22 protein-coding genes, 1 tRNA gene, 1 pseudogene and 1 riboswitch are annotated in these 26,088 nt (G+C 71.2%); of the genes and pseudogenes, 7 read left to right on the forward strand and 17 right to left on the reverse strand.

The window, feature by feature from the left end:
• Positions 1–11: 11 nt before the first annotated feature.
• A complete protein-coding gene (locus tag B9S58_RS38975) occupies positions 12–143 on the forward strand; it encodes a hypothetical protein (protein WP_258044353.1) in 132 nt (43 codons plus the stop codon).
• Between the two features lie 240 nt (positions 144–383).
• Positions 384–671: a hypothetical protein gene (locus B9S58_RS11860; protein WP_103532082.1), complete on the forward strand. Its 288-nt coding sequence runs from the start codon at positions 384–386 to the stop codon at positions 669–671.
• A gap of 229 nt (positions 672–900) precedes the next feature.
• Here B9S58_RS11860 and B9S58_RS11865 read toward each other — a convergent pair whose 3' ends face one another.
• On the reverse strand, positions 901–2,307 hold the full coding sequence (locus tag B9S58_RS11865; protein WP_103532083.1) for a cystathionine beta-synthase: 1,407 nt from the start codon (positions 2,305–2,307) through the stop codon (positions 901–903).
• A gap of 159 nt (positions 2,308–2,466) precedes the next feature.
• Here B9S58_RS11865 and B9S58_RS11870 point away from each other — a divergent pair, with 159 nt between their 5' ends.
• The 3 genes from B9S58_RS11870 to B9S58_RS11880 all read left to right on the forward strand — a co-directional run bounded on the left by B9S58_RS11870 (position 2,467) and on the right by B9S58_RS11880 (position 6,079).
• Positions 2,467–3,468 carry an SGNH/GDSL hydrolase family protein gene (locus B9S58_RS11870; protein WP_103532084.1) on the forward strand — a complete coding sequence of 334 codons (1,002 nt, stop codon included), beginning with the start codon at positions 2,467–2,469 and terminating at the stop codon, positions 3,466–3,468.
• A gap of 160 nt (positions 3,469–3,628) precedes the next feature.
• Positions 3,629–4,849: an acetyl-CoA C-acetyltransferase gene (locus B9S58_RS11875; RefSeq protein WP_103532085.1), complete on the forward strand. Its 1,221-nt coding sequence runs from the start codon at positions 3,629–3,631 to the stop codon at positions 4,847–4,849.
• 363 nt (positions 4,850–5,212) lie between these two features.
• On the forward strand, positions 5,213–6,079 hold the full coding sequence (locus B9S58_RS11880; RefSeq protein ID WP_258044355.1) for a hypothetical protein: 867 nt from the start codon (positions 5,213–5,215) through the stop codon (positions 6,077–6,079).
• 27 nt (positions 6,080–6,106) lie between these two features.
• On the opposite strand, the gene B9S58_RS11885 is transcribed toward B9S58_RS11880, so the two are convergent.
• The 3 genes from B9S58_RS11885 to B9S58_RS11895 form a co-directional block, all read right to left on the reverse strand.
• Positions 6,107–6,424, reverse strand: coding sequence for a hypothetical protein (locus B9S58_RS11885; RefSeq protein WP_103532087.1), 318 nt, complete (start codon positions 6,422–6,424; stop codon positions 6,107–6,109).
• A gap of 147 nt (positions 6,425–6,571) precedes the next feature.
• Positions 6,572–7,453 carry a Bax inhibitor-1/YccA family protein gene (locus tag B9S58_RS11890; protein ID WP_103532088.1) on the reverse strand — a complete coding sequence of 294 codons (882 nt, stop codon included), beginning with the start codon at positions 7,451–7,453 and terminating at the stop codon, positions 6,572–6,574.
• A 218-nt stretch (positions 7,454–7,671) separates the two neighbouring features.
• A tRNA-Leu gene (locus B9S58_RS11895) sits at positions 7,672–7,757 on the reverse strand.
• Between the two features lie 588 nt (positions 7,758–8,345).
• On the opposite strand from B9S58_RS11895, the gene B9S58_RS11900 reads away from it, so the two are divergent.
• Positions 8,346–9,116: an ABC transporter ATP-binding protein gene (locus B9S58_RS11900; protein ID WP_103532089.1), complete on the forward strand. Its 771-nt coding sequence runs from the start codon at positions 8,346–8,348 to the stop codon at positions 9,114–9,116.
• A 121-nt stretch (positions 9,117–9,237) separates the two neighbouring features.
• Complete coding sequence (locus B9S58_RS11905; protein WP_103532090.1) at positions 9,238–11,772, forward strand: ABC transporter permease; 2,535 nt, start codon at positions 9,238–9,240, stop codon at positions 11,770–11,772.
• A gap of 104 nt (positions 11,773–11,876) precedes the next feature.
• Here B9S58_RS11905 and B9S58_RS11910 read toward each other — a convergent pair whose 3' ends face one another.
• From B9S58_RS11910 to B9S58_RS11970, 13 genes and pseudogenes are all read right to left on the reverse strand, one after another.
• Positions 11,877–13,220, reverse strand: a complete 1,344-nt coding sequence (locus B9S58_RS11910) for a cyclopropane-fatty-acyl-phospholipid synthase family protein (RefSeq protein WP_103532091.1) — start codon at positions 13,218–13,220, stop codon at positions 11,877–11,879.
• Positions 13,221–13,653: 433 nt separating this feature from the next.
• Positions 13,654–15,039 (reverse strand): NAD(P)/FAD-dependent oxidoreductase, encoded by a 1,386-nt coding sequence (locus B9S58_RS11915; protein WP_103532092.1) that lies wholly within the window; start codon positions 15,037–15,039, stop codon positions 13,654–13,656.
• A gap of 504 nt (positions 15,040–15,543) precedes the next feature.
• The gene (locus B9S58_RS11920; RefSeq protein ID WP_103532093.1) at positions 15,544–16,497 is read right to left on the reverse strand and encodes a Ppx/GppA phosphatase family protein; all 954 of its coding nucleotides are present in this window, start codon (positions 16,495–16,497) and stop codon (positions 15,544–15,546) included.
• Entirely contained in the window at positions 16,494–17,108 is a 615-nt protein-coding gene (locus B9S58_RS11925) for a DUF501 domain-containing protein (RefSeq protein ID WP_103532094.1), read from the reverse strand. Before B9S58_RS11925 ends, B9S58_RS11920 begins: the two co-directional genes overlap by 4 nt.
• Positions 17,109–17,185: 77 nt before the next feature.
• Entirely contained in the window at positions 17,186–17,665 is a 480-nt protein-coding gene (locus B9S58_RS11930; protein ID WP_103532095.1) for a septum formation initiator family protein, read from the reverse strand.
• Positions 17,666–17,759: 94 nt separating this feature from the next.
• Positions 17,760–19,040 carry a phosphopyruvate hydratase gene (eno, locus tag B9S58_RS11935; protein ID WP_103532096.1) on the reverse strand — a complete coding sequence of 427 codons (1,281 nt, stop codon included), beginning with the start codon at positions 19,038–19,040 and terminating at the stop codon, positions 17,760–17,762.
• A gap of 346 nt (positions 19,041–19,386) precedes the next feature.
• Positions 19,387–20,088: a transglycosylase family protein gene (locus B9S58_RS11940; RefSeq protein WP_103532097.1), complete on the reverse strand. Its 702-nt coding sequence runs from the start codon at positions 20,086–20,088 to the stop codon at positions 19,387–19,389.
• Positions 20,089–20,093: 5 nt separating this feature from the next.
• Positions 20,094–20,317: riboswitch (cyclic di-AMP (ydaO/yuaA leader) on the reverse strand.
• A gap of 250 nt (positions 20,318–20,567) precedes the next feature.
• Positions 20,568–21,650: a transglycosylase family protein gene (locus B9S58_RS11945; protein ID WP_103532098.1), complete on the reverse strand. Its 1,083-nt coding sequence runs from the start codon at positions 21,648–21,650 to the stop codon at positions 20,568–20,570.
• A gap of 174 nt (positions 21,651–21,824) precedes the next feature.
• Positions 21,825–23,129 (reverse strand): cytochrome P450, encoded by a 1,305-nt coding sequence (locus B9S58_RS11950; protein WP_103532099.1) that lies wholly within the window; start codon positions 23,127–23,129, stop codon positions 21,825–21,827.
• Positions 23,130–23,196: 67 nt separating this feature from the next.
• Positions 23,197–23,526 (reverse strand): hypothetical protein, encoded by a 330-nt coding sequence (locus tag B9S58_RS11955; protein WP_103532100.1) that lies wholly within the window; start codon positions 23,524–23,526, stop codon positions 23,197–23,199.
• A gap of 42 nt (positions 23,527–23,568) precedes the next feature.
• Positions 23,569–24,552: a nucleoside triphosphate pyrophosphohydrolase gene (locus B9S58_RS11960; RefSeq protein ID WP_103532101.1), complete on the reverse strand. Its 984-nt coding sequence runs from the start codon at positions 24,550–24,552 to the stop codon at positions 23,569–23,571.
• A gap of 44 nt (positions 24,553–24,596) precedes the next feature.
• Positions 24,597–25,250, reverse strand: a complete 654-nt coding sequence (locus tag B9S58_RS11965) for a SurA N-terminal domain-containing protein (protein ID WP_103532102.1) — start codon at positions 25,248–25,250, stop codon at positions 24,597–24,599.
• 141 nt (positions 25,251–25,391) lie between these two features.
• Positions 25,392–26,088 (reverse strand): annotated as a pseudogene (locus B9S58_RS11970) (serine/threonine protein kinase); the annotation flags it as partial.

The following is a 26,088-nucleotide window of genomic DNA, read 5'->3' on the forward strand; positions in this document are numbered from 1 at the left end:
CCGACCACCCGGTGTCGGCGAAGCTGACCACTGACGCCGGCGACTCCGAGACCGTCAACGTCGACAAGGGCGACTTCCAGACCGTCGGCCAGGGGCTCGGCAAGCCGATGACGACCTTGGTCGAGCTGCGCGTCACCGGCTGACCTTCGGCCGCCGGGCCGGTGGACCTTCCGCGGATCGGGCGGTGTCTGCGCCACACGCCGCCAGGGCCGTCCCGATGCTGACGGCGCACCCCTTGTGCCGACGCCTCCGCCGTTCCACGCCACGGGCGACGCGACGGTTCCCGGCCGTAGAGCTGAGCGCGCCTCAGAGGGGGGTTAGCCCCACGAAATTCGGGGCTAGCCCCCCTGTCACCGCGCCTCGGCCTCCGTACCGTGGTCGGTATGGAAGCCCGTGACCACGAGCTCAAGAAGGAGCTCGCCGCCACCCTCCAGGCCCGCGGCGAGCTGGGTGCGGAGTACGAGACCGCGCTCATCGACTCGTTCCTGAACATGACCGCGCGGCCGGACCCTCGGGGGAGTCCGGCCGCGCCGAAGCATGTCGCGGGGACCGCCGCACCCCCGGTCGCCCGGGGGGGCGGGACGACGGCGGTCCCCGCGAGGGACGCGGTCCGGGTCAGAGCCGGATGCCCGCGTCCGGGCGACGGTGGAGGTCCGGGAGCCGCTCCGTAGTCCGGTGTCGCCGTTCTGGGTGCCGGCGGGTTTCCCTGCCGACACCCACCAAGGTGCCGGAGCCGTGTTAAGCGGGTGCTGCGCGGACGTGACGCACTCGTACCGTTTTCGCGAAGTCCCGCATCCGGCCCGTCAAGCCGCGGCCTCAGGCCCGCTGCCGGCCCGTCAGGCTGGCCCGGAGCCCCGCATCCGGTCCGTCAGGCTGGCCCCGAGCCCCGCATCCGGTCCGTCAGGCCTTCGCCGTGCCCGCGTCCTTGGCGAGGAACGCCAGCAGGTCCTGCCTGCTCACGACCCCCTTGGGCTTGCCCTCGACGAGCACGATCGCCGCGTCGGCCCCGTCCGTGCCGCTGAGCACGGCCATCAGGTCCTCGACCGGTTCGCCGGAGCCGACCTGCGGCAGCGGCGCCGACATGTGCTTCTCCAGCGGGTCGGTCAGCGAGGCGCGCTGGGTGAACAGCGCGTCCAGCAGCTGCCGCTCCACGACGGAACCGATGACCTCGGCGGCCATCACGTCCGGGTGGCCGGCGCCCGGCTTCACGATCGGCATCTGGGAGACGCCGTACTCGCGGAGCACCTCGATGGCCTCGCCGACCGTCTCCTCCGGGTGCATGTGGACGAGGGAGGGCATCGGGCCCTCCTTGAAGTCCAGGACCGCGCCGACGTTGGCGGAGGCGCCGGAGTCCTCCAGGAAGCCGTAGTCGGCCATCCACTCGTCGTTGAAGATCTTGCTGAGGTAGCCACGCCCGCTGTCGGGGAGCAGCACCACGACGACGTCCTCGGGGCCGAGCCGCTTGGCGACCTCCAGGGCGCCGACGACCGCCATGCCGCAGGAGCCGCCGACGAGCAGCCCCTCCTCCTTGGCGAGCCGGCGCGTCATCTGGAAGGAGTCCTTGTCGGACACCGCGACGATCTCGTCGGTGACGGTGCGGTCGTACGCGCTCGGCCAGAAGTCCTCGCCGACGCCCTCGACCAGATAGGGCCGCCCGGAGCCGCCGGAGTAGACCGAGCCCTCCGGGTCCGCGCCGATGACCTGGACCGCGCCGTCGCTGATCTCCTTGAGGTAGCGCCCGGTGCCGCTGATCGTGCCGCCGGTGCCGACGCCCGCGACGAAGTGGGTGATCTTCCCCTCCGTCTGCTCCCACAGTTCGGGACCGGTGGTCTCGTAGTGCGAGCGCGGGTTGTTCGGGTTGGAGTACTGGTCCGGCTTCCAGGCGCCCGGCGTCTCGGTGACCAGCCGGTCGGAGACGTTGTAGTACGAGTCCGGGTGCTCGGGGTCAACGGCGGTGGGGCAGACGACGACTTCCGCGCCGTACGCGCGCAGCACGTTGATCTTGTCCGTGGACACCTTGTCCGGGCACACGAAGATGCACTTGTAGCCCTTCTGCTGGGCGACGATGGCGAGCCCGACACCCGTGTTGCCACTGGTCGGCTCGACGATCGTGCCGCCGGGCTTCAGCTCCCCGCTCTGCTCGGCCGCCTCGATCATGCGCAGCGCGATGCGGTCCTTCACCGACCCGCCGGGGTTGAAGTACTCGACCTTGGCCAGGACCGTCGCCTGGATACCTGTCGTGACGTTGCGCAGCCTCACCAGCGGGGTGTTGCCGACAAGACTGATCATCGAATCGTGGAATTGCACCGTGTACTCCGGGATCTCCGAGATGGTCCGGCCCAGAGTATGCGCACAGGACGGACTCCGCGTACGGAAAGGAGTACACAGAGCCCCTCGCGGGGCAGGTAGGTACGTGTACGGCTGTACGGCGAGGAGGAGGTGGACCGGACTGTGTCGAGAGCAAGGGTGGCACGGCGGATCGCGGCGGGCGCGGCCTACGGCGGTGGCAGCATCGGGTTGATCGGTGCGGCGGCCGTGGGCGTGTTCCTGGCGGAGGTCCAGCTCGCGAAGAGGCGGGTGGGCGGGGACACGGCTCCGGTTCCGCCGAGCGCGGACGGACGGTACGGGGTGGCGTTCGCCGGGCCGTCCGACCCGATGCGGCTCGGGATGCTCGGGGACTCGACGGCTGCGGGCCAGGGCGTGCGGCGGGCCGGCCAGACGCCGGGTGCGCTGCTGGCCTCGGGGCTCGCGGCGGTGGCCGAGCGGCCGGTGGACCTGCGGAACGTGGCCCTTCCGGGGGCCCGGTCGGACGATCTGGAGCGGCAGGTGTCGCTGCTGCTCGCGGATCCGGCGCGGGTCCCGGACGTCTGCGTGATCATGATCGGGGCGAACGACGTCACTCATCGGATGCCCGCGACGCAGTCGGTGCGCTGTCTGACGACGGCGGTGCGCAGGCTGCGGACGGCGGGGGCGGAGGTGGTCGTCGGGACCTGTCCGGACCTGGGCACGATCGAGCCGGTCTACCAGCCGCTGCGCTGGCTGGCCCGGCGGGTGAGCCGGCAGCTGGCGGCCGCGCAGACGATCGGGGCGGTGGAGCAGGGCGGGCGCACGGTGTCGCTGGGCGACCTGCTGGGCCCGGAGTTCGCGGCGAACCCGCGTGAGCTGTTCGGCCCGGACAACTACCACCCCTCCGCCGAGGGCTACGCCACGGCGGCCATGGCGGTGCTGCCCACCCTGTGCGCGGTACTGGGCCTGTGGCCGGAGACCGACCGGCTGGACGGTGCGCGGCGCGAGGACATCCTCCCGGTGGCGAAGGCGGCCTCCCAGGCGGCCCGGGAGGCCGGTACGGAGGTCACGGGGGCGCGCGCTCCCTGGGCCCTCCTCAAGCACCGCAGGCGGCGGCGTCTGCCCGCCTCCACGGAACCCACCCCGCACCCGCACCCGGACGCCGCCCACGGGCACACGTAGGGACCCGCGGACACGCACAGGAGCCCATCACGGCTGAGCAAGCGCTTAGAAAAGAGTCCCGCATCACACGGCCTGCCGGGTGACCGCGGCGATACGTCCGGGTAACTTCCAGAGGAGTTCCGCCCGTCCACACAGCCTTCCAGCCCCTTGGAGCCGCGTGATGCCCGAAGCCGTGATCGTCTCTGCCGCCCGTTCGCCGATCGGCCGCGCCTTCAAGGGGTCCCTGAAGGACCTGCGCGCGGACGACCTGACCGCCACGATCATCCAGACCGCGCTGGCCAAGGTCCCCGAGCTGGACCCGAAGGACATCGACGACCTGATGCTGGGCTGCGGTCTGCCCGGCGGCGAGCAGGGCAACAACCTGGGCCGCGTCATCGCCGTGCAGATGGGGATGGACCACCTTCCCGGCTGTACGGTCACCCGCTACTGCTCCTCCTCGCTGCAGACCAGCCGGATGGCGCTGCACGCGATCAAGGCGGGCGAGGGCGACGTCTTCATCTCGGCCGGCGTCGAGATGGTGTCCCGCTTCACCAAGGGCAACTCCGACAGCCTCCCGGACACGCACAACCCGCTGTTCGCCGAGGCCGAGGCCCGCACCGCGGCCCGCGCCGAGGAGTCCGGCGCCGACTGGCACGACCCGCGCGAGGACGGACTGGTCCCGGACGCGTACATCTCGATGGGGCAGACGGCGGAGAACCTGGCCCGGTCCAAGGGCATCACCCGTCAGGACATGGACGAGTTCGGCGTACGGTCGCAGAACCTCGCCGAGCAGGCCCTGAAGAACGGCTTCTGGGAGCGGGAGATCACCCCGGTCACCACCCCCGACGGCACGGTCGTCTCCAAGGACGACGGCCCGCGCGCCGGCGTGACCGTGGAGGGCGTGCAGGGCCTGAAGCCGGTGTTCCGTCCCGACGGTCTGGTCACCGCGGGCAACTGCTGCCCGCTCAACGACGGCGCCGCGGCCCTGGTGATCATGTCCGACACCAAGGCGCGCGAGCTGGGCCTGACCCCGCTGGCCCGGATCGTCTCCACCGGCGTCTCCGGCCTCTCCCCCGAGATCATGGGCTACGGTCCGGTCGAGGCCAGCAAGCAGGCGCTGAAGCGGGCCGGCCTGACCATCGACGACATCGACCTCGCCGAGCTCAACGAGGCGTTCGCCGCCCAGGTCATCCCCTCCTACCGGGACCTCGGCCTGCCGCTGGACAAGGTCAACGTCAACGGCGGCGCGATCGCGGTCGGCCACCCCTTCGGCATGACCGGCGCCCGCATCACCGGCACGCTGATCAACAGCCTCCAGTTCCACGACAAGCAGTGGGGCCTGGAGACGATGTGCGTGGGCGGCGGCCAGGGCATGGCGATGGTGATCGAGCGGCTGAGCTGAGCCGCAGCGGAGGGTAGGGGTCGCCCGAGGAACGAGGGTGGCACCTGCCCGCAGCGGAGGCGAAGCTCAGCGCGACCACAGACACGAGCGGCCGCGCGGGAGGCCCGGAGGCCCCGGACTCCCGCCCGGAGAGGGTTTCGAACCCCACCGAGCTCCGACCGTGACCGAATCTCCCCCAGGATGTGATCTGCGTCCCGGGGGAGAGTTGTTTCTGCAGGTCATCGCCGATATGGGGCTAAACATCGGACCGAAAGACCTGTCCATTTCGTGACGTAATGCACTGACAGCACGTACCGGTACAGGTCAAGCTGATGTAGGAAGTCGGGGGTATCGATTGAAACCGGGAGTACGTCAGTGAGCGCCATGTCATTTGCCCTGTTGCTGACCACCGCCGCTGCCACGGCCGTCGGCGCCGCCGCACTGCACGCCGCTCACGGGCTGCGCAAGCAGGTCGCGGCGCTGCGCACGGAGCTGGCCGCCGGCCACGCTCTCGGCGCCTCCGTGCCACCACAGAGCCGCAGTACGGCCACTCCCGCCGAGGAGATACGCGCGGCGGTCGCCGAGGCGCTCGCCGAGGAACGGGAGCGCGAGCTGGCCGAGGCGCGCGCCTTCTGGGCCGCCCAGGAAGCCCGCGACGCCGCCGACGCCCCGTCCCTGCTGGGCGGTCTGTCCGGCCTCGGCGACGACACCCCGTACTACCTGCCCCGGCAGGCTGACTTCGCCGGTCTGGAGTCGATGGACGCCGAAGCGGCCGAGGCGATGGAGGAACTCGCGGAGCTGACCGAGCGGACCCTCGCGGAGCACGAGATCGGCGAGCTGACCGGCCTTCCGGAGATCGCGGAGTTCCCCGAGGAATCGCCCGAGCTGGCCGCCGCCCGCCGCCGCCACCCCTCGCACCCGGACTTCGTCCCCGTACAGACACCGGTGGTCACCGACCACGAGCGCACCGTGAACCGGCTGGAGGAGCTGGCCGGCACCGCGACCGAGCTGACCGACGTGCGGCCCGGCCCGCTGGGCACGCTCGACGTGTACGTCTTCGCCGACGGCACCACGCTCTGCATGACCCCCGGCCACCGCGAGACCGCCGAGCGGCTCGCGGAGGCCTTGCAGGAGGGCTGGCAGCCGGTACTGCTGGGCGGCTCGGGCGTCTCGGGCGCCTACGCGCTGACCTTCTCCTGCGGCGAGGACAACGTGTACATCCTCGCCGACCGCGTCATCGCCTCGTTCTGACCGCCGGGCGCGGGCCCCTCACGCGCATCACGCGAAAGCCCGCGCCGCCGCTTCCCTGACATACCGCACGGCCTCGTCCAGCTCCTGGGACGGGGCCGTTTCCAGTGCCACGGCCAGATCCCGTCCGGCGACGGCCAGTTGGTCGCCCACGGCGAACACCCCGGCGTCCGGCAGCTCACGCGGCTCGGCGTCCGGGTTCTCCAGGCGCTGGGCCCGTACGGCGAGTTCGCGGGCCGCGGCCAGCGCCTCGGCGGCCGCCCCACGCTGGAGGCGGCTCTGCGGGGCCGAGCGCAGCCGGTCGGCGAAACGGTCCACGGCCAGGGTCAGGGGCGTCGTATCGAGCACCCGGCCGACCCTACGCGCCCCTCCCGCGAGGCGGCCACCGGCCCTCCGGCCAGGGGACAGGGGGCCGGGCACCGGAACGGCCCGCAGGCTCGATGCCTGCGGGCCGTTCCGGTGCTGCGGGTCCTACGGGTGGTGCGGGGCGTGCGATCAGTCGTCGCCGCTGAGGATCGCGACCAGGCGCAGCATCTCGATGTAGATCCACACCAGGGTCACGGTGAGGCCGAAGGCCGCCAGCCAGGACTCCTCGCGCGGAGCGCCGTACGCGATGCCGTCCTCGACCTGCTTGAAGTTCAGGGCGAGGATGCACGCGCCGATGACGATGGCCACGATGCCGAAGACGACGCCGAGCGCGCCACTGCGGAAGCCGAGGCCGTCACCGCCGCCGAACACGGCGAACAGGAGGTTGACCATCATCAGCAGCATGAAGCCGATGGCGGCCGCCATCACGAAGCCGTAGAAGCGGCGCGTGACCCGGATCAGTCCGGTGCGGTAGGCGATCAGCACACCGGCGAAGACCGCCATGGTGCCGAGCACCGCCTGCATCGCCGCCCCGGGGGCGACGTACATGCTGACGATGTTGCTGACGATGCCGAGGAACACACCCTCGAACGCCGCGTACGTCAGGATCAGCGGCGGCGATGGCCGGCGCTTGAACGAGTTGACCAGCGACAGCACGAAGCCGATGATCGCGGCGCCGATGGCCACGCCGTAGGCGCTGCCGAGGTTCGCCTGGTCGACCGGCATAATCCACCAGGCGGCGGTCGCGGCCAGGATCACCGTGCCGAGCGTCATCGCCGTACGTGTCACCACGTCGTCGATGGTCATCACGTCGGGACGGGCGGGGGCCTGCGGGGCGCCCTGGATGTCCGTCTGCGCGTAGGGGTTGGTGGCGTACGGGTTGGCGGCGGCGCCCTGCGCGTACGGATTGCCCGTCGCGGTGGCCCCGGCCTGCGGCGGCGCGTTGAAGCCCGCGTGGCCGTTGTCGCGGCTGAACCCCCGTCGCGAGAAGACCGGGTTGCTGCTCCTCATTTCACTCCTCCATGGCCACACTGCGTAGCCTTGCCACAAGAGTAATGGGTGGGCAAAAGAATCACCCTAGTGCCAGGGGAGGATCTTTGCGGCGGCCCGTGGCGAGGGTCCCCCGGAAGACCCGGCAGGGACTGTCGTACGAGGCCGGGGATCACGAACCCCGGGAGCCGGACGCAGGTCACGGTCTGGGCCGTCCGGGTCACGCACAGTGCGGCGCGTGGTGCCCGGAGCCGGACTCGAACCGGCACGCCCCCGAGGGGCAGCGAGGTTTAAGCTCGCCGTGTCTACGTTCCACCATCCGGGCGTGCTGCGCGGCTCCGCTTTTGGCTACCGACCCTATCCGGGGACGTCCCTCGATCAGCGGAACAGTGGCGCGATGTTGTCCTATTTTATTGACCGCTTGAGGGTCCGTCAGGACATTCGGGCCGGGCTGGCCACCCGCTCGCAGCCGATCACGGGCGGTCGGCGCACCGCACGGAAATGACGGAAAGTCGCCGCACCCGTACGGCCCAACGCGCCAGGTCCGCGCCAGCCCTCGCCAGGGCGTCCGCCACCCTCGGGTCCGACGCCGCTCCGCCCCCGGGTCCGGCATCGATCCCGAAGGGGCGCGCCCGCCGCCGGTGCCGCTCCCCGCCCGCGTCCCGGCGCGCTCACACTGGGTGACCGCGGAGCGGCGTCCACGACTCCGATCAGGGTCGGTGTCATACCCGAGGAGGATGGATCCGCGCCTGTGATGCGACTCAAGAGGGCCACGGGAACGGGCATCGGGAGGGACGCCCCGACGCGATCGGGACGTAACGATGGAGTAAGTCCCCGAGGCATGGCGTCAGCGCCCGCCTCAGCACGGCCCCCGTGTCCGAGCATCCGCATCATCCGAACCAGGAGCGTCCCTGTGACCACCACCCCCACCGTTCACCGCACCACCGCGGTGGCTGCCCGCGCCACGGAGCTGTCGAAGGTCTACGGCGAGGGCGAGACGCAGGTCGTCGCCCTGGACCGGGTGACCGTGGACTTCCCGCAGGGCGAGTTCACGGCGATCATGGGCCCCTCGGGCTCCGGCAAGTCGACGCTGATGCACTGCGTCGCCGGCCTCGACAGCTTCAGCAGCGGTTCGGTGCGCATCGGCGACACCGAGCTGTCCACGCTGAAGGACAAGCAGCTCACACAGTTGCGCCGGGACAAGATCGGCTTCATCTTCCAGGCGTTCAACCTGCTGCCGACGCTCACCGCGCTGGAGAACATCACTCTGCCGATGGACATCGCGGGCCGTAAGCCGGACGCCGCGTGGATGCAGAAGGTCATCGACATGGTGGGGCTCTCGGAGCGGCTGAAGCACCGTCCGACCGAGCTCTCCGGCGGTCAGCAGCAGCGCGTCGCCGTGGCCCGCGCCCTGGCCTCGCAGCCCGAGATCATCTTCGGTGACGAGCCGACCGGAAACCTGGACTCCCGCTCCGGCGCCGAGGTCCTCGGCTTCCTGCGCAACTCGGTGCGCGAGCTGGGCCAGACCGTGGTGATGGTCACGCACGACCCGGTCGCCGCCTCCTACGCGGACCGGGTCATCTTCCTCGCCGACGGCGCGGTCGTCGACCAGATGATGCACCCGACCGCCGACGGGGTCCTCGACCGGATGAAGGCGTTCGACGCGAAGGGCCGCACGAGCTGACGCCGCCTGCCGCCGGCCGGCACGGCCGCCGCACCGGCTGACGCGGGCGCCCGCCGAACCCCGGCCGCCGCCCCCGCGCGTCCCCGACCCCCTTCCGGAACCCATCCCAGGACACACAGACATGTTCCGTACCGCCCTGCGCAATGTGCTCGCGCACAAGGCCAGGCTGCTGATGACCGTGCTCGCCGTCATGCTCGGCGTAGCGTTCGTCTCCGGCACCCTGGTCTTCACCGACACCCTCGGCAACGCCTTCCGCAAGCAGTCCGCCAAGAGCTACGACGACGTCGCCGTCGCCGTGGAGACGTACGCCGGCGGGCGCGACGAGAAGACCCCCGGCATCGACGACGCCACCCTGGAGAAGATCCGGGGCCTGGACGGTGTGGCCTCCGCCACCGGCCGGGTCAACGGCTTCGCCGGGGTCGCCGACCCGAACGGCAAACTGATCGGCAACGGCTGGTCCAACACCGGCGCGAACTTCGCCCCCGGCAAGGACGGCAAGGACGCGAGCTACGACTTCACCGACGGCTCGGGCCCGGCGGAGAACGGCTCGGTCGCGCTCGACAAGGACACCGCGAGCAAGGGCGAGTACCGCGTCGGCGACCCGGTGCGGGTCGCCACCAACGGCCCGGTGAAGGAGTACACCCTCTCGGGGATCTTCACCACCGAGGACGGCGCGGTCAACGCCGGCGGCAGCCTCGTGCTGTTCGACACCGCGACCGCCCAGAAGCTCTACCTGAAGCCCGGCGTCTTCCAGAACGCCACCGTCACCGCGGCGGGCGGCGTCTCCGACCAGAAGCTGCTGGACGCGGTCACCCCCCTGCTGCCGAAGGACGCGACCGCGCAGACCGGCAAGGCGCTGGCGGACCAGCAGGCGAAGGAGATCGAGACCGGAATGGCCGGCCTCAACGGCATGCTGCTGGCCTTCGCGGGCATCGCGCTGTTCGTCGGTATCTTCCTCATCGCCAACACCTTCACCATGCTGATCGCCCAGCGGACCCGTGAGCTGGCCCTGATGCGGGCCATCGGAGCCTCCCGCCGCCAGATCAAGCGCTCGGTGCTGCTGGAAGCGGCTGTCGTCGGCACGATCGCCTCCGTCATCGGCTTCGCCCTCGGTCTCGGCCTCGCCACCGGCCTGCGCTCCGCGATGGGCCTCCTGGGCGGCAAAATCCCCGCCGGCCCGCTGGTCGTCTCGCCGACCGCCGTCCTCTCCGCCTTCGCGGTGGGCATCCTGATCACCGTGTTCGCCGCCTGGCTGCCCGCCCGCCGGGCCGCGAAGATCGCCCCGGTGGCCGCGATGAGCAGCGTGCACGCCGCCGCGTCCACCAAGTCCCTGGTCGTACGGAACTCCATCGGCGGCGTGATCGCCCTGCTCGGCGCCGCGGGGATCGTCGGCGGCGCCGCGGTCGGCGGCACGTCCGGCAGGCAGCTGGTCGCGGGCGGCGCGTTCTTCGCGCTGATCGGCGTCATCATCCTGATCCCGCTGCTCTCGCGCCCGGTCATCGCCCTGGTCCGGCCGCTGCTGAAGAAGCTGTTCGGCGTCTCCGGGAAGCTGGCCTCGCAGAACGCGGTCCGCAACCCGCGGCGTACCGGAGCCACCGCATCCGCGCTGGCCATCGGGCTGACCCTGGTCACCGGCATCTCGGTGCTCGGCGTCACCCTCGGGCAGGCCATCGACAAGATGACCACCGACAACATCAAGGCCGACTACATGGTCTCGATGGCCAGCGGCGACGCGCTCGATCAGTCCGCGCTCAACGCCCTGGCGAAGGCCGACGGCGTCGCCGCGCTCTCCCCGCAGCAGGCGGCCTGGTTCGAGGTCGACGGTGAGTACCAGTCCGCCTCCGGCGTCACCCCGGGCGACGTGGAGAAGGTCTTCTCGCTGACGACCGTCTCCGGTTCGCTCGGCTCGCTGAAGGACGGTCAGGTCGCGGTCGGCAACAAGACCGCGAAGTCCAACGGCTGGAAGACCGGCGACACGCTGCCGGTGAAGTTCGACGACGAGACGAAGGGCGAGCTGACGGTCGGGGCCGTCTACGAGGAGAACGAGTTCCTCTCCACCTTCCTCATCCCGAAGGAGATGGCGGACGAGCACAACGCCGCCGCGCGCCCCGACATCCGCGAGATCTGGATCAAGGCGGACGGCGGCGCGACCAAGGCCAACGAGCAGTCCATCGTGGACGCGCTCGGTGACAACCCGGCGATGAGCGTCATGGACCGGCAGGACATCCGTGACATGTTCGGCGGCTTCATCAACACCGCCCTGAACATCATGTACGGGCTGCTCGCCATGGCCCTGCTGATCGCGGTCCTCGGAGTCGTCAACACCCTCGCGATGTCGGTGTTCGAACGGCAGCAGGAGATCGGCATGCTCCGCGCGATCGGTCTCGACCAGGGTCGCGTCAAGCGGATGATCCGCCTGGAGGCCGTCGTCATCTCGGTCTTCGGCGCGGTGATCGGGGTCGGCCTCGGCGTCTTCCTCGGCTGGGCGATCGGACAGACCCTGTCCGCCGAAATCCCCGGCTACGCCCTGGTCATCCCGTGGGACCGGCTCGGCATCTTCCTGCTCCTGGCCGGCCTGGTGGGCGTCCTCGCCTCGCTGTGGCCCGCCCGCAGCGCCGCGAAGCTCAACATGCTGACGGCGATCAAGACGGAGTAGCCGCAGGGGCCGGGACGAAGGCCCGCCGGACACACCACGGGGCCGGTGCGACCGCTGCGAAGCGGTCGCGCCGGACCCTCGCCCGTTGCCGCGCGCGGTGCGGGTCAGGCGCCCGCGTCCTCGGTCCACCTGCGGGTGCGCAGCCGCAGCGGGGAGCCACCGCCCTCCAGCGGGCGCACCGCGAGGATCTGGTTGACACCGATCCTGTTGTGCTCGAAGGAGAGCGCGGACGCCGCCATGTACAGCCGCCAGACCCTGGCCCGGCCCGGGGAGGTGGCGCGTACCGCCCGCTCCCAGTGCCGCTCCAGGTTGGCCACCCACTGGCGCAGGGTCAGCGCGTAGTGCTCGCGCAGGGCCTCGACGTCCCGGGCCTCGAAGCCGGCCTCCTCCAGCGTGGCCAGGGTGCGGCCGACCGGGGCCAGTTCGCCGTCCGGGAAGACATACGCGTCGATGAACGCGTCGATGCGGTAGGCGTCCTCGTTCCTCTCGGGGCGGCGGGCGATCTGGTGGTTCAGGAGGCGGCCGCCGGGCTTCAGGAGGGCGTAGAGGTCATCGGCGTACTCCCGGTAGCGGACCGAACCGACGTGCTCGGCCATGCCGATCGAGGAGATCGCGTCGTACGGCCCGGGTGGGGTGTCCCCTGTTCGAGCGGAGCCGGGAGCTCGGGGAAGGACGTCCCGGTAGTCCTGGACACGGATCTCGATCCGGTCGGTCAGGCCCTCCTCGGCGATGCGCTTGCGGGCGTGGGCGGCCTGCTCCTGGGAGAGGGTGATGCCGGTGACCCGCGCCCCGTAGTGGCGGGCGGCGTGGATGGCCATCGAGCCCCAGCCGCAGCCGACGTCCAGCAGCCGGTCGCCCTCCTTCAGGCCGAGCTTGCGGCAGACCAGGTCGAGCTTGTCGCGCTGGGCGTCCTCCAGGGTCTCCCCGTCCTGCCAGTAGGCGCAGGAATAGACCATGGAGGGGCCGAGCACCAGGGCGTAGAAGTCGTTGCCGACGTCGTAGTGGTGGCTGATGGCCTCCTTGTCGCGGCGTCTGGTGTGCAGCGGTCCGGCGCGCCGGCGCACCTCCTCGGCGGGCGGAGCGGGCGGCGGCCAGGGGCCCGCGAGGTCGAGGAGGCCGCGGGCGAAGGCGCGGACCTTGGGGTCGCGGACCGGGTGGACGGTGTCCTTGGCGTCGGCGCCGCGGTCCCAGAGCAGACCGGCCAGGTGGCCCAGCGCTTCGTACAGGTCGCCCTCGATGTCGATCTCACCGGCCACCCAGGCGCGGGCCAGGCCCAGTTCGCCCGGCTTCCACAGGAGCCGGCGCAGGGCGCGGCGGTGGCGGATCACGAGGACCGGGGCGCCGGGCGGCCCCGATTCGCTGCCGTCCCAGGCCCGGATCCGGACCAGCAGGGGTTCCGAGAGCAACTCCTCGGCGAGAGCGGTCAGCCGCGACGCGGCGTCTGCCATGGCGCACACCTCCGTGGTGTTTCCCCGACAAGCACAACAAGCCAACAAACACAACGCGTACAGACATGCTCGTAGCCCCGCCGCCACACCCCGGTGCCGCAGCGAGGTACACCTGCGTCAACTCTCCTCGCACACTCCGTCATCCCGCTACCGGGCAACGAATCGGCAAAGTGCGTGCGTCCGCCATTCACATGGGCGGGAGCGGGCCTTCGCCGCGCTCCGGGCCCCGGTCCGGGCCGATGCCCGGATACGCCGAAGGGGCCGTCCGCACCACGGATGGCGGACGGCCCCTTCGGGCGTCGTACGGTGCGCTCCTCACGGAGCGTCTCACTCAGGGCCTGTCGTCAAACTGCCGTCGTCGCCCGAAGGGCGGCCGGGCGGTGCGTGCCATGCGTCGCCCGGCAGGCGGCGGTTCGACGACACGTCCTGGGGGTCAGGAGGCCTTGGCCTTCTCGCCCTCCGACTTGGCGGCGGCCGGAGCCGGGGCCGGCTTGGCGGCCTCGTAGAACTCCTCGCGCGGCGTCTCCATGGCGCCGAGCGAGACGACCTCGCGCTTGAGGAACATCGCCAGCGTCCAGTCGGCGAAGATCCGGATCTTGCGGTTCCAGGTCGGCATGGCCATGCCGTGATAGCCGCGGTGCATGTACCAGGCGAGACGGCCCTTGAGCTTGATCTTCACCTTGCCCATGACGATCATCGCGACGCCCTTGTGCAGGCCGAGACCGGCGACCGCACCCTTGTTGGCGTGGCTGTACTCCTTCTGCGGGAAGCCCCGCATGCCGGAGATCACGTTGTCGCCGAGGACCTTCGCCTGACGCAGCGCGTGCTGGGCGTTGGGCGGGCACCAGGCGTTCGGGTTGCCGGCGCGGCGGCCGACCATGTCCGGCACCTGGGCGTTGTCGCCCGCGGCCCAGATGTAGTCGGTGCCCTGGACCTGGAGCTTCTCGGAGGTGTCCACGTGGCCGCGGGGGCCGAGCGGCAGGCCGAAGCGGGCCAGCGCCGGGTTCGGCTTCACACCGGCGGTCCACACGATGGTGCTGGAGTCGACCTCCAGGCCGTTCTTCAGCACGACGTGGCCGTCGACGCAGGAGTCCATCGAGGTGGAGAGGTAGATCTCCACGCCGCGGCTCTCCAGGTGCTCCTTGCCGTAGGCGCCCAGCTTCGGGCCGACCTCGGGAAGGATCTTGTCGGCGGCGTCGACGAGGATGAAGCGCATGTCCTCGCGCTTCACGTTGGTGTAGTACTTCGCCGCGTCACGGGCCATGTCCTCGACCTCGCCGATGGTCTCCGCGCCGGCGAAGCCGCCGCCCACGAAGACGAACGTCAGCGCCTTGCGGCGGACGTCCTCGTCGGTCGTGGAGTCAGCCTTGTCGAGCTGCTCCAGGACGTGGTTGCGCAGGCCGATGGACTCCTCGATGCCCTTCATGCCGATGCCCTGCTCGGCGAGGCCGGGGATCGGGAAGGTACGGGAGACCGCGCCCATCGCGATGACCAGGTAGTCGAAGGGCAGCTCGTAGGCCTCGCCGACGAGCGGCGCGACCGTGGCGACCTTGCGGTCCTGGTCGATGGTGGTGACACGACCGGTGAGAACCTCGGCCTTGGGCAGCACGCGTCGCAGCGGGACGACGACATGCCGAGGCGAGATGCTGCCGGCAGCAGCTTCGGGGAGGAAGGGCTGGTACGTCATGTACGACCGCGGGTCGACGACCGTGACGGTCGCCTCTCCGTATCGCATCTTCTTCAGAATGCGACGAGCTGCGTACAGGCCTACGTACCCACCGCCTACAACGAGGATCCTGGGACGCTCCGTGGTGCTCATGCCATCGAGTATCCACCCCGCCCCAGGGGGGTGCTCGTGAGCCCCTTCACAAGGATTGACCGACCCTCTGCTACACTTCGCCGCCCACGTGACCCAGGTCATGGGCGTGAAAGGGAACCACTCCACCGCGGGAAACGTTGTGCACCGCTTGTGAGCTGGGCCTTGACCCATCGGACGGGGCGAACCACCCCTCCCCTTCATACGGACGCAACGCGCCCGGAACGCCCGCGCAGCACCTCCGCGCGGCCCCCGGGGCAACCAGTTCAGGCCTGATGGGCCCCAACCGCGACCAACAGGGCCCCATTCCTTGTGAAGAAGTTCACGAAGTTTCTCGCGGCGTGTCCCCGAAGGGGCCCCCGGGCGGCCCTGAGGGCCGGACCGCGGCTCAACAGCGCAGGTGGCGGGACGAACGGGCGGGCGGCCCGAGGGCCGCCCGCCCGGCACCGGAAGCCCTCCGACTACGCGGCGCTCCAGGCGATGCCGTCGAGGATGTCGTCCAAAGCGCTAATGAGGGTCCTGTGCCGCATTCCAGGCAATCCCGTCAAGGATGTCGTGCTCACTGACGACGACCTCGTGGGCTCCCGTCCGCTCCATCACGGCGAGCAGGACGAGCGCCCCCGCGCCGATCACATCGACCCGGCCGGGGTGCATCACGGGGATCGCCGCGCGCTCCTCGTGGGTGGAGCGGAGCAGGCGCTCGGTGATCGCCCGGACCTGGCCGCGGGAGATCCGGGAGTGGTGGATGGCCTTCGAGTCGTACTCCGGCAGCTCCAGCACGATCCCGGCGACCGTGGTGACGGTGCCCGCGAGGCCGACGAGGGTGCCGGCCCCGGTGAGCGGCACGGTCTGCTCGGCGAGGTCGAGGGCGGCGTCGATGTCCGCGCGGATCGCGGCGGCCCGCTCGTGGCTGGGCGGGTCCATGACGGCCCCGTCCACCACGAGGTGACGTTCCGTCATCCGTACGCAGCCGATGTCCACGGACCGGGCGGCCTCGACCCGGTCCGAGCCGAGGACGAACTCGGTGGAGCCGCCGCCGATGTCGACGACCAGATACGGCTTCGCCAGGTGGTCGCTGCCCGCCAGTTCCCTGGTGGCCCCGTCGAAGGAGAGCTGCGCCTCCTGGTCGCCGGTGATCACCTCGGGCTCGACGCCGAGGATGTCCCGGACTCCGGCCACGAACTCGGCGCTGTTCTCGGCGTCGCGGGAGGCGGAAGTGGCGACGAAGCGGATCCGCTCGGCGCCCAGCTCCTGAACCGCCGCCGCGTACTCGCGGCAGGCCGCGAACGTCCGCTCCAGCGCCTCGGGGGCGAGCCGGCCGGTCCTGTCCACGCCCTGGCCGAGGCGGACGATCGTCATCCGCCGGTCCAGCTCGGTGAAGGCACCGGTGGCCGGGTCCACGTCGGCGACCAGGAGCCGGATGGAGTTCGTGCCGCAGTCGACGGCGGCGACCCGGGTCACGCGTGCTGCCCGTCGACGGGACCGTCGAGCGGACGGAGGACGGAGTGGCCGCCGTCGCCCTCGTCCACCGTCCGGCCGTCGCCCTCGCCCGTCGGCGCGCAGGGCGTGACGCAGGGGCCCTTGGCCCACCACTCGGGCAGCATCGCGATGGCCTCGTCGCCCAGCGGGTTCACCCCGGGCCCGGCCGCCAGCGAGTGGCCGACCAGGACGTGCAGGCACTTCACCCGGTCCGGCATGCCGCCCGCGCTCGGGAAGCCCTCCAGGACCTCGATGGCGTCGCGGCGGGTGACGTAGTCCTCGTGCGCGGCCCGGTAGGCGTCGGCCAGCTCCGGGTCGGCCCCCAGACGGGCCGTCATCTCCTTCATGACCCCGTTGGCCTCCAGCGTGCCGATCGCCGAGGCCGCCCGGGGGCAGGTCAGGTAGTACGTCGTCGGGAACGGCGTGCCGTCCTCCAGACGGGGCTGGGTCTCCACCACGTCCGGGTTGCCGCACGGGCAGCGGTGCGCGATGGCGCGCAGGCCGCGCGGCGGGCGGCCGAGCTGCTGCTCGAACGCGGCGATGTCCGCGTCGGTGGGCTGGGTGGACTCGGTCTGCGGAGGGGGCGTTTCCATGCCTGCCTTGGTTCTGCTCGGAAGCTCGTCGAAAGCTCGTCGGGGGAAGAGAGGGAAGAGGTGGGCGTACGGGTCGGTCAGTCGCGGCCCGCCCGGTCGGCGCTGTCCACGCCGTCCCAGAGGTTCGAGTGCCAGGGACGGCCGCTCGCGCCCGGCTCGCCGCGGCGGTCCCGCGCCGCGTCGGGGTCGGCCACGGTGTAGCCGGTCTCCCCGGGGAGGACGTAGTGGAGGTGCTGGCGGGCCAGGCGCATGATGTACGCGTCGTCCTGGAGCCGCGCCTTCTCGTCCCGCAGCTCCTCCGTGCGCCGCTCGGCCTGCTGCGAGAGCCGCTCCTGCTCGGCGATCTCGTCGCGCTGGGAGACGTACTGCCGCATCGGGTAGGCGAGCGCCACCACCAGGGAGCAGACCACCAGCGCCAGGAACGCGGCCCGGCCGGTGAGCCGGGAGCGGCGGGCCTGGCGACGGTTCTGGGACCGGTACACGCGGGCCGCGGTCTGCTCGCCGAGCAGTCGCAGCCTGGTCGCGGTGGAGAACCGGTCGCGGTCCTTCCCGGCCATGTCTCCCGCCTCCCCGATTACGCACGTCCGTCCCCGCACACGGTACGGGACCGGGTGCGGGGACGGGCGGAGGCTACCGTCCTGCGACTACGGGTCAGCCCTTGAAGCGCGGGAAGGCGGAGCGGCCCGCGTACACCGCGGCGTCGTCGAGGATCTCCTCGATGCGCAGCAGCTGGTTGTACTTGGCGACGCGGTCCGAACGAGCCGGGGCACCGGTCTTGATCTGGCCGCAGTTCACGGCGACGGCGAGGTCGGCGATGGTGACGTCCTCGGTCTCGCCGGAGCGGTGCGACATCATGCACTTGAAGCCGTTGCGCTGGGCCAGCTCGACGGCGTCCAGGGTCTCGGTCAGCGAACCGATCTGGTTGACCTTCACGAGCAGGGCGTTGGCGGAGCCCTCCTCGATACCGCGGGCCAGCCGCTCGGGGTTGGTGACGAAGAGGTCGTCGCCGACGATCTGGACCTTGGTGCCGATGCGGTCGGTGATGACCTTCCACCCGGCCCAGTCGTCCTCGTACAGCGGGTCCTCGATGGAGACCAGCGGGTACGCGGAGACGAGCTCCTCGTAGTACTCGGTCATCTCGGCGGCCGAGCGGGACTTGCCCTCGAACTCGTAGACGCCGTCCTTGTAGAACTCGGACGCGGCGACGTCGAGCGCGAGCGCCACGTCACGGCCCGGGACGTAGCCGGCCTCCTTGATGGCCTCGACGATGAGGTCCAGGGCGGCGCGGTTGGACTCCAGGTTCGGGGCGAAGCCGCCCTCGTCGCCGAGGCCGGTGGACAGGCCCTTGGTCTTGAGGACCTTCTTGAGCGTGTGGTAGATCTCCGCGCCCCAGCGCAGGGCCTCGGAGAAGGACTCCGCGCCGATCGGGGCGATCATGAACTCCTGGATGTCCACGTTGGAGTCGGCGTGCGAGCCGCCGTTCAGGATGTTCATCATCGGAACGGGCAGCAGGTGCGCGTTCGGGCCGCCGAGGTAGCGGAAGAGCGGCAGGTCGGACGCCTCGGAGGCGGCGTGCGCGACGGCCAGCGAGACGCCGAGGATGGCGTTCGCGCCGAGCGAGGCCTTGTTCTCGGTGGCGTCCAGGTCGAACATCGCCTGGTCGATGAGGCGCTGCTCGGTGGCGTCGTACCCGACGAGCTCCGGGCCGATCTGCTCGATGACGGCGAGGACGGCCTTCTCGACGCCCTTGCCCTGGTAACGGTTGGGGTCGCCGTCGCGAAGCTCAACAGCCTCGAACGCACCGGTGGAGGCGCCGGACGGAACAGCAGCACGGCCCGTGCTGCCGTCGTCGAGGCCAACCTCGACCTCGACCGTGGGGTTGCCCCGGGAGTCGAGGATTTCCCTGGCTACGACGACGTCGATGGACGGCACGAGGCATCTCCTTCTGGGATTTGACGCTGGTTGTGCAGGGTCACTGTGGCCTTGCGACACGAGCCTATCCGGCCCGGCCGCGTCGGCCGGCCGACCGCCCGCCTCCTGGGACGAAAAAGGACCCAAGGGCCTGCATCACGGGACAAAACTCTAAAAATCTACTGGACAGTAATGAGTACTGCCGACAAGAGGTGAACGCATGCGGACCCCTGGGCGTCCGCCGCTCACCGTCGCCGCCCGCCAAGAACCCGGCCCGGCGCGCTGGGGGGACGAGCGCGCCGGGCCGGGAAGCCGTGCGAGGGAAGGTGCCGCCGGACGCCCTCCCTCCGGGGAGGAGAGACGGCGGTTACTTCAGGTGGAGCTGCTGACCCGGGAAGATCAGGTCCGCGTCCTTGACGATGTCGTCGTTGAGCTGGAAGAGCTTGCTCCAGCCGCCCTTGACGCCTTCCTTCTGAGCGATGCCGCTCAGCGTGTCGCCGGCCTCGACCTCGTACTCGCCGTCGCCCTTCTGGACCTTCTCGCCGGTCGGGGTGGTGACGGTCTTCTCGCTCTCGGCCTTCTTCTCGGCCTTGGGGGCCTCGCGCTGCTCGGAGCGCGTGGTGGGCTGCTCGGCCTGACGCTCCGGCTTGCTCTCGGACTGGCCGGAGCCGGTGTTCACGCCCGGGTCCACACCGTCGTTGGTGAGGCCGCCTGCGCCGGCGCAGGCCCAGGCGCCCGGACCCTGCAGGTCGAGGAGCTTCTCGGCGGTGGCGATCTGCTGGTCCTTGGAGGCCAGGTCGGCGCGCGAGGCGTACTGCGTACCACCGGCGGCGGCCCAGCTGGACTGCGAGAACTGCAGCCCGCCGTAGTAGCCGTTGCCGGTGTTGATGGACCAGTTGCCGCCGGACTCGCACTGGGCGACGGCGTCCCAGGTCTCGACGGAGGCGGCGGAAGCGCCGGTCGCACCCATCAGCGGGACGGCGACGGCGGCACCGGTGACACCCGCGAGGGTGGCGAAACGGGTGACCTTGGACGGGCGGCGGTGCTTGCCCTTGCTGTTCAGCAGCATGGAACGGTTCTCCTCACCGACGCCTACGAGGTGAGCTGTCGGGTTCGGGCTGATGAGTTGCCCGGTCGCACGGTGCTGCACGCGACTTCACCCCTAGCCGGTCCCGTACGCCCCCGTCGGTTCGACGAGGCGTCCGGACCCGGCGGCCTACCTGGGTCCCCCGCTCCTGCCTACGGCGCTCACGCGTCTGTTCCCTTCGACCGACGGCAGGATTCGGCGTGACGGTCGACGGGGCCCGCGGTGCGAGCGGTTACGACCGTAAACACAGGCAACCCCGACATTCAAAGATGGACATAGGGGGCAATCACCCCGAACTTGCCGCGACCGATGGGCTGTTTCCGCAGGTCGGGAGCGATACGCGCGGACCGGCCGGACAGAACGCGCCAGTTGAAGCAAAGAGACCCATGTCTCACTTACGCAAAAGTGGGCATAGGCCTCTGAACTGCCCGGATACCCGGGGTGTTTTCTCCCGGAATGGATCAGTTGGCGGCGGGCTTCTCAGCCCCCTCCGGCGTGACCGGATCCGCCCCCTTGTCCGCACCCGGGTCCGCATCCTGACCCGGACCCAGATCCAGGTGCTGGCCGGGCAGGATCAGGTCCGGGTCGGAGCCCAGGAGATCCCTGTTCGTCTCGTACAGGCCGGACCAGCCGCCGGGAAGTTCCTGCGCGTCAGCGATCGCCCAGAGGTTGTCCCCGGGCTGCACCGTGTACGCACCGGCGGTCGCCGCGCCGCCGTTCCGCGCGTCGCCCTCACCTCGCGAGGCGTGCCGGCCGGACTCGCGGGGACCGCTCTCCCGGCCCGCGTCGGCCTCCTCGGGCGCGGGGGTGCCCCGGTGCTTGCCTCCCCTGCCGTCCTCGCCCGTCGAAGCGTCGGGGGCGCCGGAGGGGGCCGTGGCGTCGGGGGTCCCGGGGGTGCCGGTGACCGGCGGGGCGGAGGGCGTCACCGAGGAGTCGGTTGCCTCGCTCCCCTTCTCCTTACCACCACTGTCACCCTTGTCCGCCCCGTCACCGTTGCCGGACCCATCGGACCCATCGGCTTCACCCGGCTTGCCGTATTCACCCGTTTCGCCGGTTGCATCCGCTTCGTCAGCCGGGGTGGTCGTCGGGTCCCCCGACCCGTCCGCCGAAGGATCGGCGGACGGGTCGGGGGACGGCGAGGTGCCCGGGTCGACGCCTGGCAGACTGCCGTCCACCGCGAGACCGGAGATGACCGCACAACTGGGCCACGCCTTCGGCCCCTGGTCGCCCAGGACCTTCTCGGCGACGGATATCTGCTGCGACCGGCTGGCGAGGTCGGCGCGGGCCGCGAACGCCGTGCCGCCGTACGCCGACCAGGTCTCCTGCGAGAACTGGAGCCCGCCGTAGTAGCCGTTGCCGAGATCGGCACTCCACATGCCACCGCTCTCGCACTCCGCGACCCGGTCCCAGGTCGTGGCCTCGGCCGCGTGCGCGCCGCTCGCACCGAGCAGCGGGATGGCGATGGCCGATCCCGTCACACCTGCGGCGACGACGATGGCGGGTGCCTGGCGAGGGCGGCGGTGTCTGCCGTTCGCGGAGCCCATGGGTATGCCTTCCGTGCGACTGACAAGCGAGTGGCCTGAGCGCCGCGCAGCGGGTCTGTGCCTGCGCCGGCGCACAAGTGACGCGTGAGCAACGTGCGACCGACGCGTCGAACCGTGAACCTAGCGGGACTCGAACGTGTGTCACAAGTCGATGCAGCGCAGATCACGTGAAAGTCACAGAGTTGACAGAGTGTCACTTCTTTCGGAACGGCTGCCCGGCTCGAACTCGACCGGAAGGGTACGCAGTCCACGCATGATGAGCCCGCCGCGCCAACGCAAATCGGCAGGTTCTCCCGCAAGTCGCAGGTCGGGGAGGCGTCTCAGCAGCGTGGCCAGCGCGGTCTGCCCCTCCAGCCGGGCCAGCGGCGCTCCCAGGCAGTAGTGGATGCCGTGCCCGTATCCGAGGTGCTGATTGTCACGCCGCGCAAGGTCCAGCGTGTCCGGTTCCGCGAACCGCTCCGGGTCCCGGTCGGCCGCCGCCAGCACCACCAGTACAGGGTCCCCGGCGGTGATCTCCTCGCCGCCCAGGGTCAGCGCCTCGGTGGCGTACCGCCAGGTCGCCATCTCGACCGGCCCGTCGAACCGGAGCAGTTCCTCGATGCCGGTGGCCAGCAGCGCGCTCTCCCCCGCCGCCAGGGAGGCCTCCAACCGGGCGCGCTGCTCGGGGTGGCGCAGCAGGGCGTAGGTCCCGTTGCCGATCAGATTGACCGTCGTCTCGAACCCGGCAAACAATATGATGAACGCCATCGCGGCCGCCTCGTTCTCCGTGAGGTGCTCGCCGTGGTCGCCGGCCCGGATCAGCCCGGAAATGAGGTCGTCGCCGGGATTCTCCCTTTTGCGGTGGATGAGTTCGGCGAGATACCCGCGCATCTTCTTCACCGACCGGGCGACCCCGCCACGCGGCCCGCCGCCGTGCCGGATCATCATGCCCGCCCAGTCCCGGAAGTCGCCCTGGTCCTCCTGGGGAACGCCGAGCAGGTCGCAGATGGCGTAGATGGGGAGCGGGAAGGCGAGATCGTGGATGAGGTCGGCCTTCCCCTCCTCGATGAACTCGTCGATGAGCCGATCCGTCAGCTCCTGCACGCGGGGCGCGAACTCCGCGACCCGGCGCGGGGTGAACGCCTTGGACACGAGCCGGCGCAGCCGGGTGTGGTCCGGCGGGTCGATATTGAGCAGATGCGTCATCAGCTCCGCCTTGCGCTCCCCCGGGATCCCCGTCTTCCCCCTGGCGTGCGGGGACTCGGCGTGGTTGGCCGGGTTCTTGGAGAGCCGCGCGTCGGCGAGCGCCTGCTTGGCGTCCCCGTACCGGGTCACGAGCCAGGCCTCGACCCCGCTGGGCAGCGCGGTGCGGTGCACGGGGCGGTGCTCGCGGAGCCAGGCGTAGGCGGGGTAGGGGTCGGTGGCGAACTCCCAGGTGAAGAGCTCGGGGGCACCTCCGGGGGCGGTGGAGGGGTGGGGGCAGGCGGGGGTGTCGTTCACGCCTTGACGTTATCTGGAGCATCCGGCACGGAGCTGCCGGGCCGCTGGTCACCGCTGCGGGCCGCCTTCAGGTCGGCCGGCCTGGACGCGGAGACGCCATCACCGCCGTCCGCCGCCAGCCAATGCTCCGACTGATCGGCCAGGACGATGCCGAGCAGACGCTGACCCCGCTCGCCGCCTCCGGGGCGTCGTCGCGCCGCACAGCCTTGACGGCGAGCGGCCCCTCGATCGAGTTCCCCTGGTATCTGGCGAACACCCGGTTCAGCCGCCGTGGTACCAGCGAGGGGGCCGCGACACTTCCGTGCACGGGCGCGGTCAGCAGCTCGTACAGGTCGGGAGCGCCCTCGGCGAAGCTCCGGCCCAAAGTGTCGGTCAGCGTCTTCGGTTCGGCATCCACGCCCGTCCCCCCGCCCCTCGCACAGTCCCTGCGGCAACCGCACTAACCGGCGTCGCCCTCCGCCGCCAGGATCGCGTCGCGGTAGGCGCGGGCCGCCGCGCGCAGGGCGGCCTCCGGGTCGGTGCCGTTCGCCTCGGCGCGTACGGCGAGGGCGAGGAGGTCGTAGCCGATGGCGTCGCCGGTGGGCAGCGGAACGGTGAGGCCGGCCGTACGGACCCGGCTGCCGAGCTTCGCGGCGAGGGCCAGGCCGGGCTGGCCCAGGGGGACGCCCTCGGTGACTGACGTGCGCTGCTTCTCGATCGCCTTGGTGCGCAGCCAGTGCGCGTGGACGTCCTCCGGGGTCTCGGCGCTCTCGTCGCCGAAGACGTGCGGGTGGCGGTGGATCAGCTTCTCGACGAGGCCGCCCGCGACGTCGTCGACGGCGAAGGGCTCCTCGGGATCCTCCTCGGCGATGCGCGCGTGGAAGACGACCTGGAGCAGGACGTCGCCGAGCTCCTCGCGCAGTTCGTCCCGGTCGCCGTCCTCGATCGCCTCGACCAGTTCGTACGCCTCCTCGATGGCGTACTTGGCGAGGCCTCGGTGCGTCTTCTGCGAGGTCCAGGGGCACGCGCGGCGGATCCGGTCCATGACCTGGACCAGGTCCAGCAGGCGGGCGCCGGGCAGGTCGTACGAGCCGGGGAGCAGTTCCAGGTCCGGCATGGCCACCCGGCCCGAGCCGCCGAGCCGGGCCAGGCCGTCGGTCAGCCGGCTGTCGCCCTCGCCGCCGACCAGGACGACGACGGTCCGGCCGCCCACGCAGTCGGCGACCAGTTCGTCCGCGGCGGGCGTGGCGTGCTCGACGCGTACGCCCGCCTCGCGGAGGTAGGGGAGCTGCGGGTGGTCCGGGTCCGCGCACAGGACGCGGTCGGCGGTGTGCAGCGCCTGCCAGGCCGGCCAGGACAGCAGGCCGGGCGCGACCCGGTGGCTGGCGGTGAGCAGGACGATGCGGCCGGGGTTCTCGGGGGCGTCGGAGGCTTCAGCGTTCACCCTGTGAACCTACCTCCGGCCGGGGGCCCGGGCCCCGGACCAGTTCAGGCGTCCGTCGGCTCCTTCGGCGGGAACTCGGTGACCTGGTTGATCCAGGGCGCGCTGTAGGTGCCGAGCTGCATCTTCTGGTCGTCCCAGGTGCCGAAGCGCGGGTTGACGTCGATGTCGAGGGCCTTCGACGCCTTGGTGAGGGCCTCGCCGACCGCCTGCTGACCGGCGGGGGTGCCGAGGTCCGCGCCGATGGCCCGGGCGAGCTTCGGGAACTGGACCTCCTGGCGCATCTCGGCGTCGATCTGGTCCGGGGCGAGCCAGCGCTGCTGGAGCAGCATCGCCGCGAACTGCTCCTCGCCGCCCTGCTGGGCGCGGCCGGCCCGCCGCATCTCCTGGATCTCCTTGCGGGTGACCGTGACTCCCGCGTCCTCGGCGGCGCGGTCGACGACCCGGCCGAAGATCATCCCGTACAGCTTGGCGCGGTTGAGCTGGCCCGACTTGTTCACCAGCTGGGCTGCCTGCGGGGAGCTCTCCTGGGCGCTGCGGACGTCCGCAGCGCTGGCCTGGACCGCCGACACCTCGATCCGTTCGCCGCCCACGACGGCCGCGGCGCCGGGATGGGCCTGGTTGCCGCAGGCCGAAAGGAGCGGCGCGGCGACGAGCGTTGCGGCGAGGACGGCGAGCGCGGTGCGACGACGGCGGTGCAAAGGAGCCTCCCGGGGAGAGTTTGTGCATCGGCGCACAAAGCCTTGCGGTGATCGATGTTAGGCAGTGGATGTGGCGGGTGCCACTGATTCGACCAACGATTCGGGAGGAGTTGGGGATGTGGCCCGGTATGGGGGCCGCTGTCAGCCCCCGCGGACGTCCCGCTGATGGCTGAGCAGGCGGCGCAGGTCCATCGGCAGCGGGTGGTGCGGCCCGTAGGTGCGCTCGGCGTCGTACAGCAGGGCCTGGAGCTGTGCCCGGCCCGCGGTGTGGTCGCCGACCGCCAGGAGCAGCTGTCCGATGCGGTGCCGGATGTCGAGGGCGCGGCCGGGGTCGACGGCGACCGCCCCGTAGGCGTTCTCGTAGTACGGGAGGACCGCGCGGTACTCGCCCAGCGCGGCCCCGGCCTCACCGAGCTGTTCGAGGCACTGGGCGGCGTCGTAGCGGAACTGGAGGGCCTGGGCGTCGGCCGGTCCCGCCTCGGCGGCGCGGTCCCCGGCGAGGCGGCGCAGTTCGGGCAGGGCGCGGCGGTACTGCCCGTCGTCCATCAGCGTCGCGGCGTACTGCTTGCGCAGGATGCGGACGACCGGTGAGTGCTCGCCGTGTTCGGCGGCGGCGGCCGGGAGGGTGGCGCCGAGGACGTCCACGGCCTGGGTGATCCGGCCCTCGCCGAGCAGCTTCTTCACCTCGTCCACGGCCCGCGCGACATCCGGCCGGGCGGGCGGCGGGGTGGCGTGGGGCGGGCTGCTCGGGGGTACGGGGGTGGCCCGTGCGGGGGGCGCGAAGACGGCCGGGGCCGGGGTGAAGGACGGTGGGGCGGCCACCATGGGCGGCGGGGCT

Source organism: Streptomyces sp. SM11 (genome assembly GCF_002910905.1).
GTDB lineage: Bacteria > Actinomycetota > Actinomycetes > Streptomycetales > Streptomycetaceae > Streptomyces.

What these genes read in the sequence shown, in the direction of transcription:
- B9S58_RS11940 (WP_103532097.1), bottom strand. Translation starts at nt 20,088, where the DNA reads ATGCTGCTGAACAGCAAGGGCAAGCACCGCCGCCCGTCCAAGGTCACC.
- B9S58_RS11875 (WP_103532085.1), top strand. Translation starts at nt 3,629, where the DNA reads ATGCCCGAAGCCGTGATCGTCTCTGCCGCCCGTTCGCCGATCGGCCGC.
- B9S58_RS11925 (WP_103532094.1), bottom strand. Translation starts at nt 17,108, where the DNA reads ATGGAAACGCCCCCTCCGCAGACCGAGTCCACCCAGCCCACCGACGCG.
- B9S58_RS11860 (WP_103532082.1), top strand. Translation starts at nt 384, where the DNA reads ATGGAAGCCCGTGACCACGAGCTCAAGAAGGAGCTCGCCGCCACCCTC.
- B9S58_RS11910 (WP_103532091.1), bottom strand. Translation starts at nt 13,220, where the DNA reads ATGGCAGACGCCGCGTCGCGGCTGACCGCTCTCGCCGAGGAGTTGCTC.
- B9S58_RS11905 (WP_103532090.1), top strand. Translation starts at nt 9,238, where the DNA reads ATGTTCCGTACCGCCCTGCGCAATGTGCTCGCGCACAAGGCCAGGCTG.
- B9S58_RS11930 (WP_103532095.1), bottom strand. Translation starts at nt 17,665, where the DNA reads ATGGCCGGGAAGGACCGCGACCGGTTCTCCACCGCGACCAGGCTGCGA.
- B9S58_RS11915 (WP_103532092.1), bottom strand. Translation starts at nt 15,039, where the DNA reads ATGAGCACCACGGAGCGTCCCAGGATCCTCGTTGTAGGCGGTGGGTAC.
- B9S58_RS11945 (WP_103532098.1), bottom strand. Translation starts at nt 21,650, where the DNA reads ATGGGCTCCGCGAACGGCAGACACCGCCGCCCTCGCCAGGCACCCGCC.
- B9S58_RS11880 (WP_258044355.1), top strand. Translation starts at nt 5,213, where the DNA reads ATGTCATTTGCCCTGTTGCTGACCACCGCCGCTGCCACGGCCGTCGGC.
- B9S58_RS11890 (WP_103532088.1), bottom strand. Translation starts at nt 7,453, where the DNA reads ATGAGGAGCAGCAACCCGGTCTTCTCGCGACGGGGGTTCAGCCGCGAC.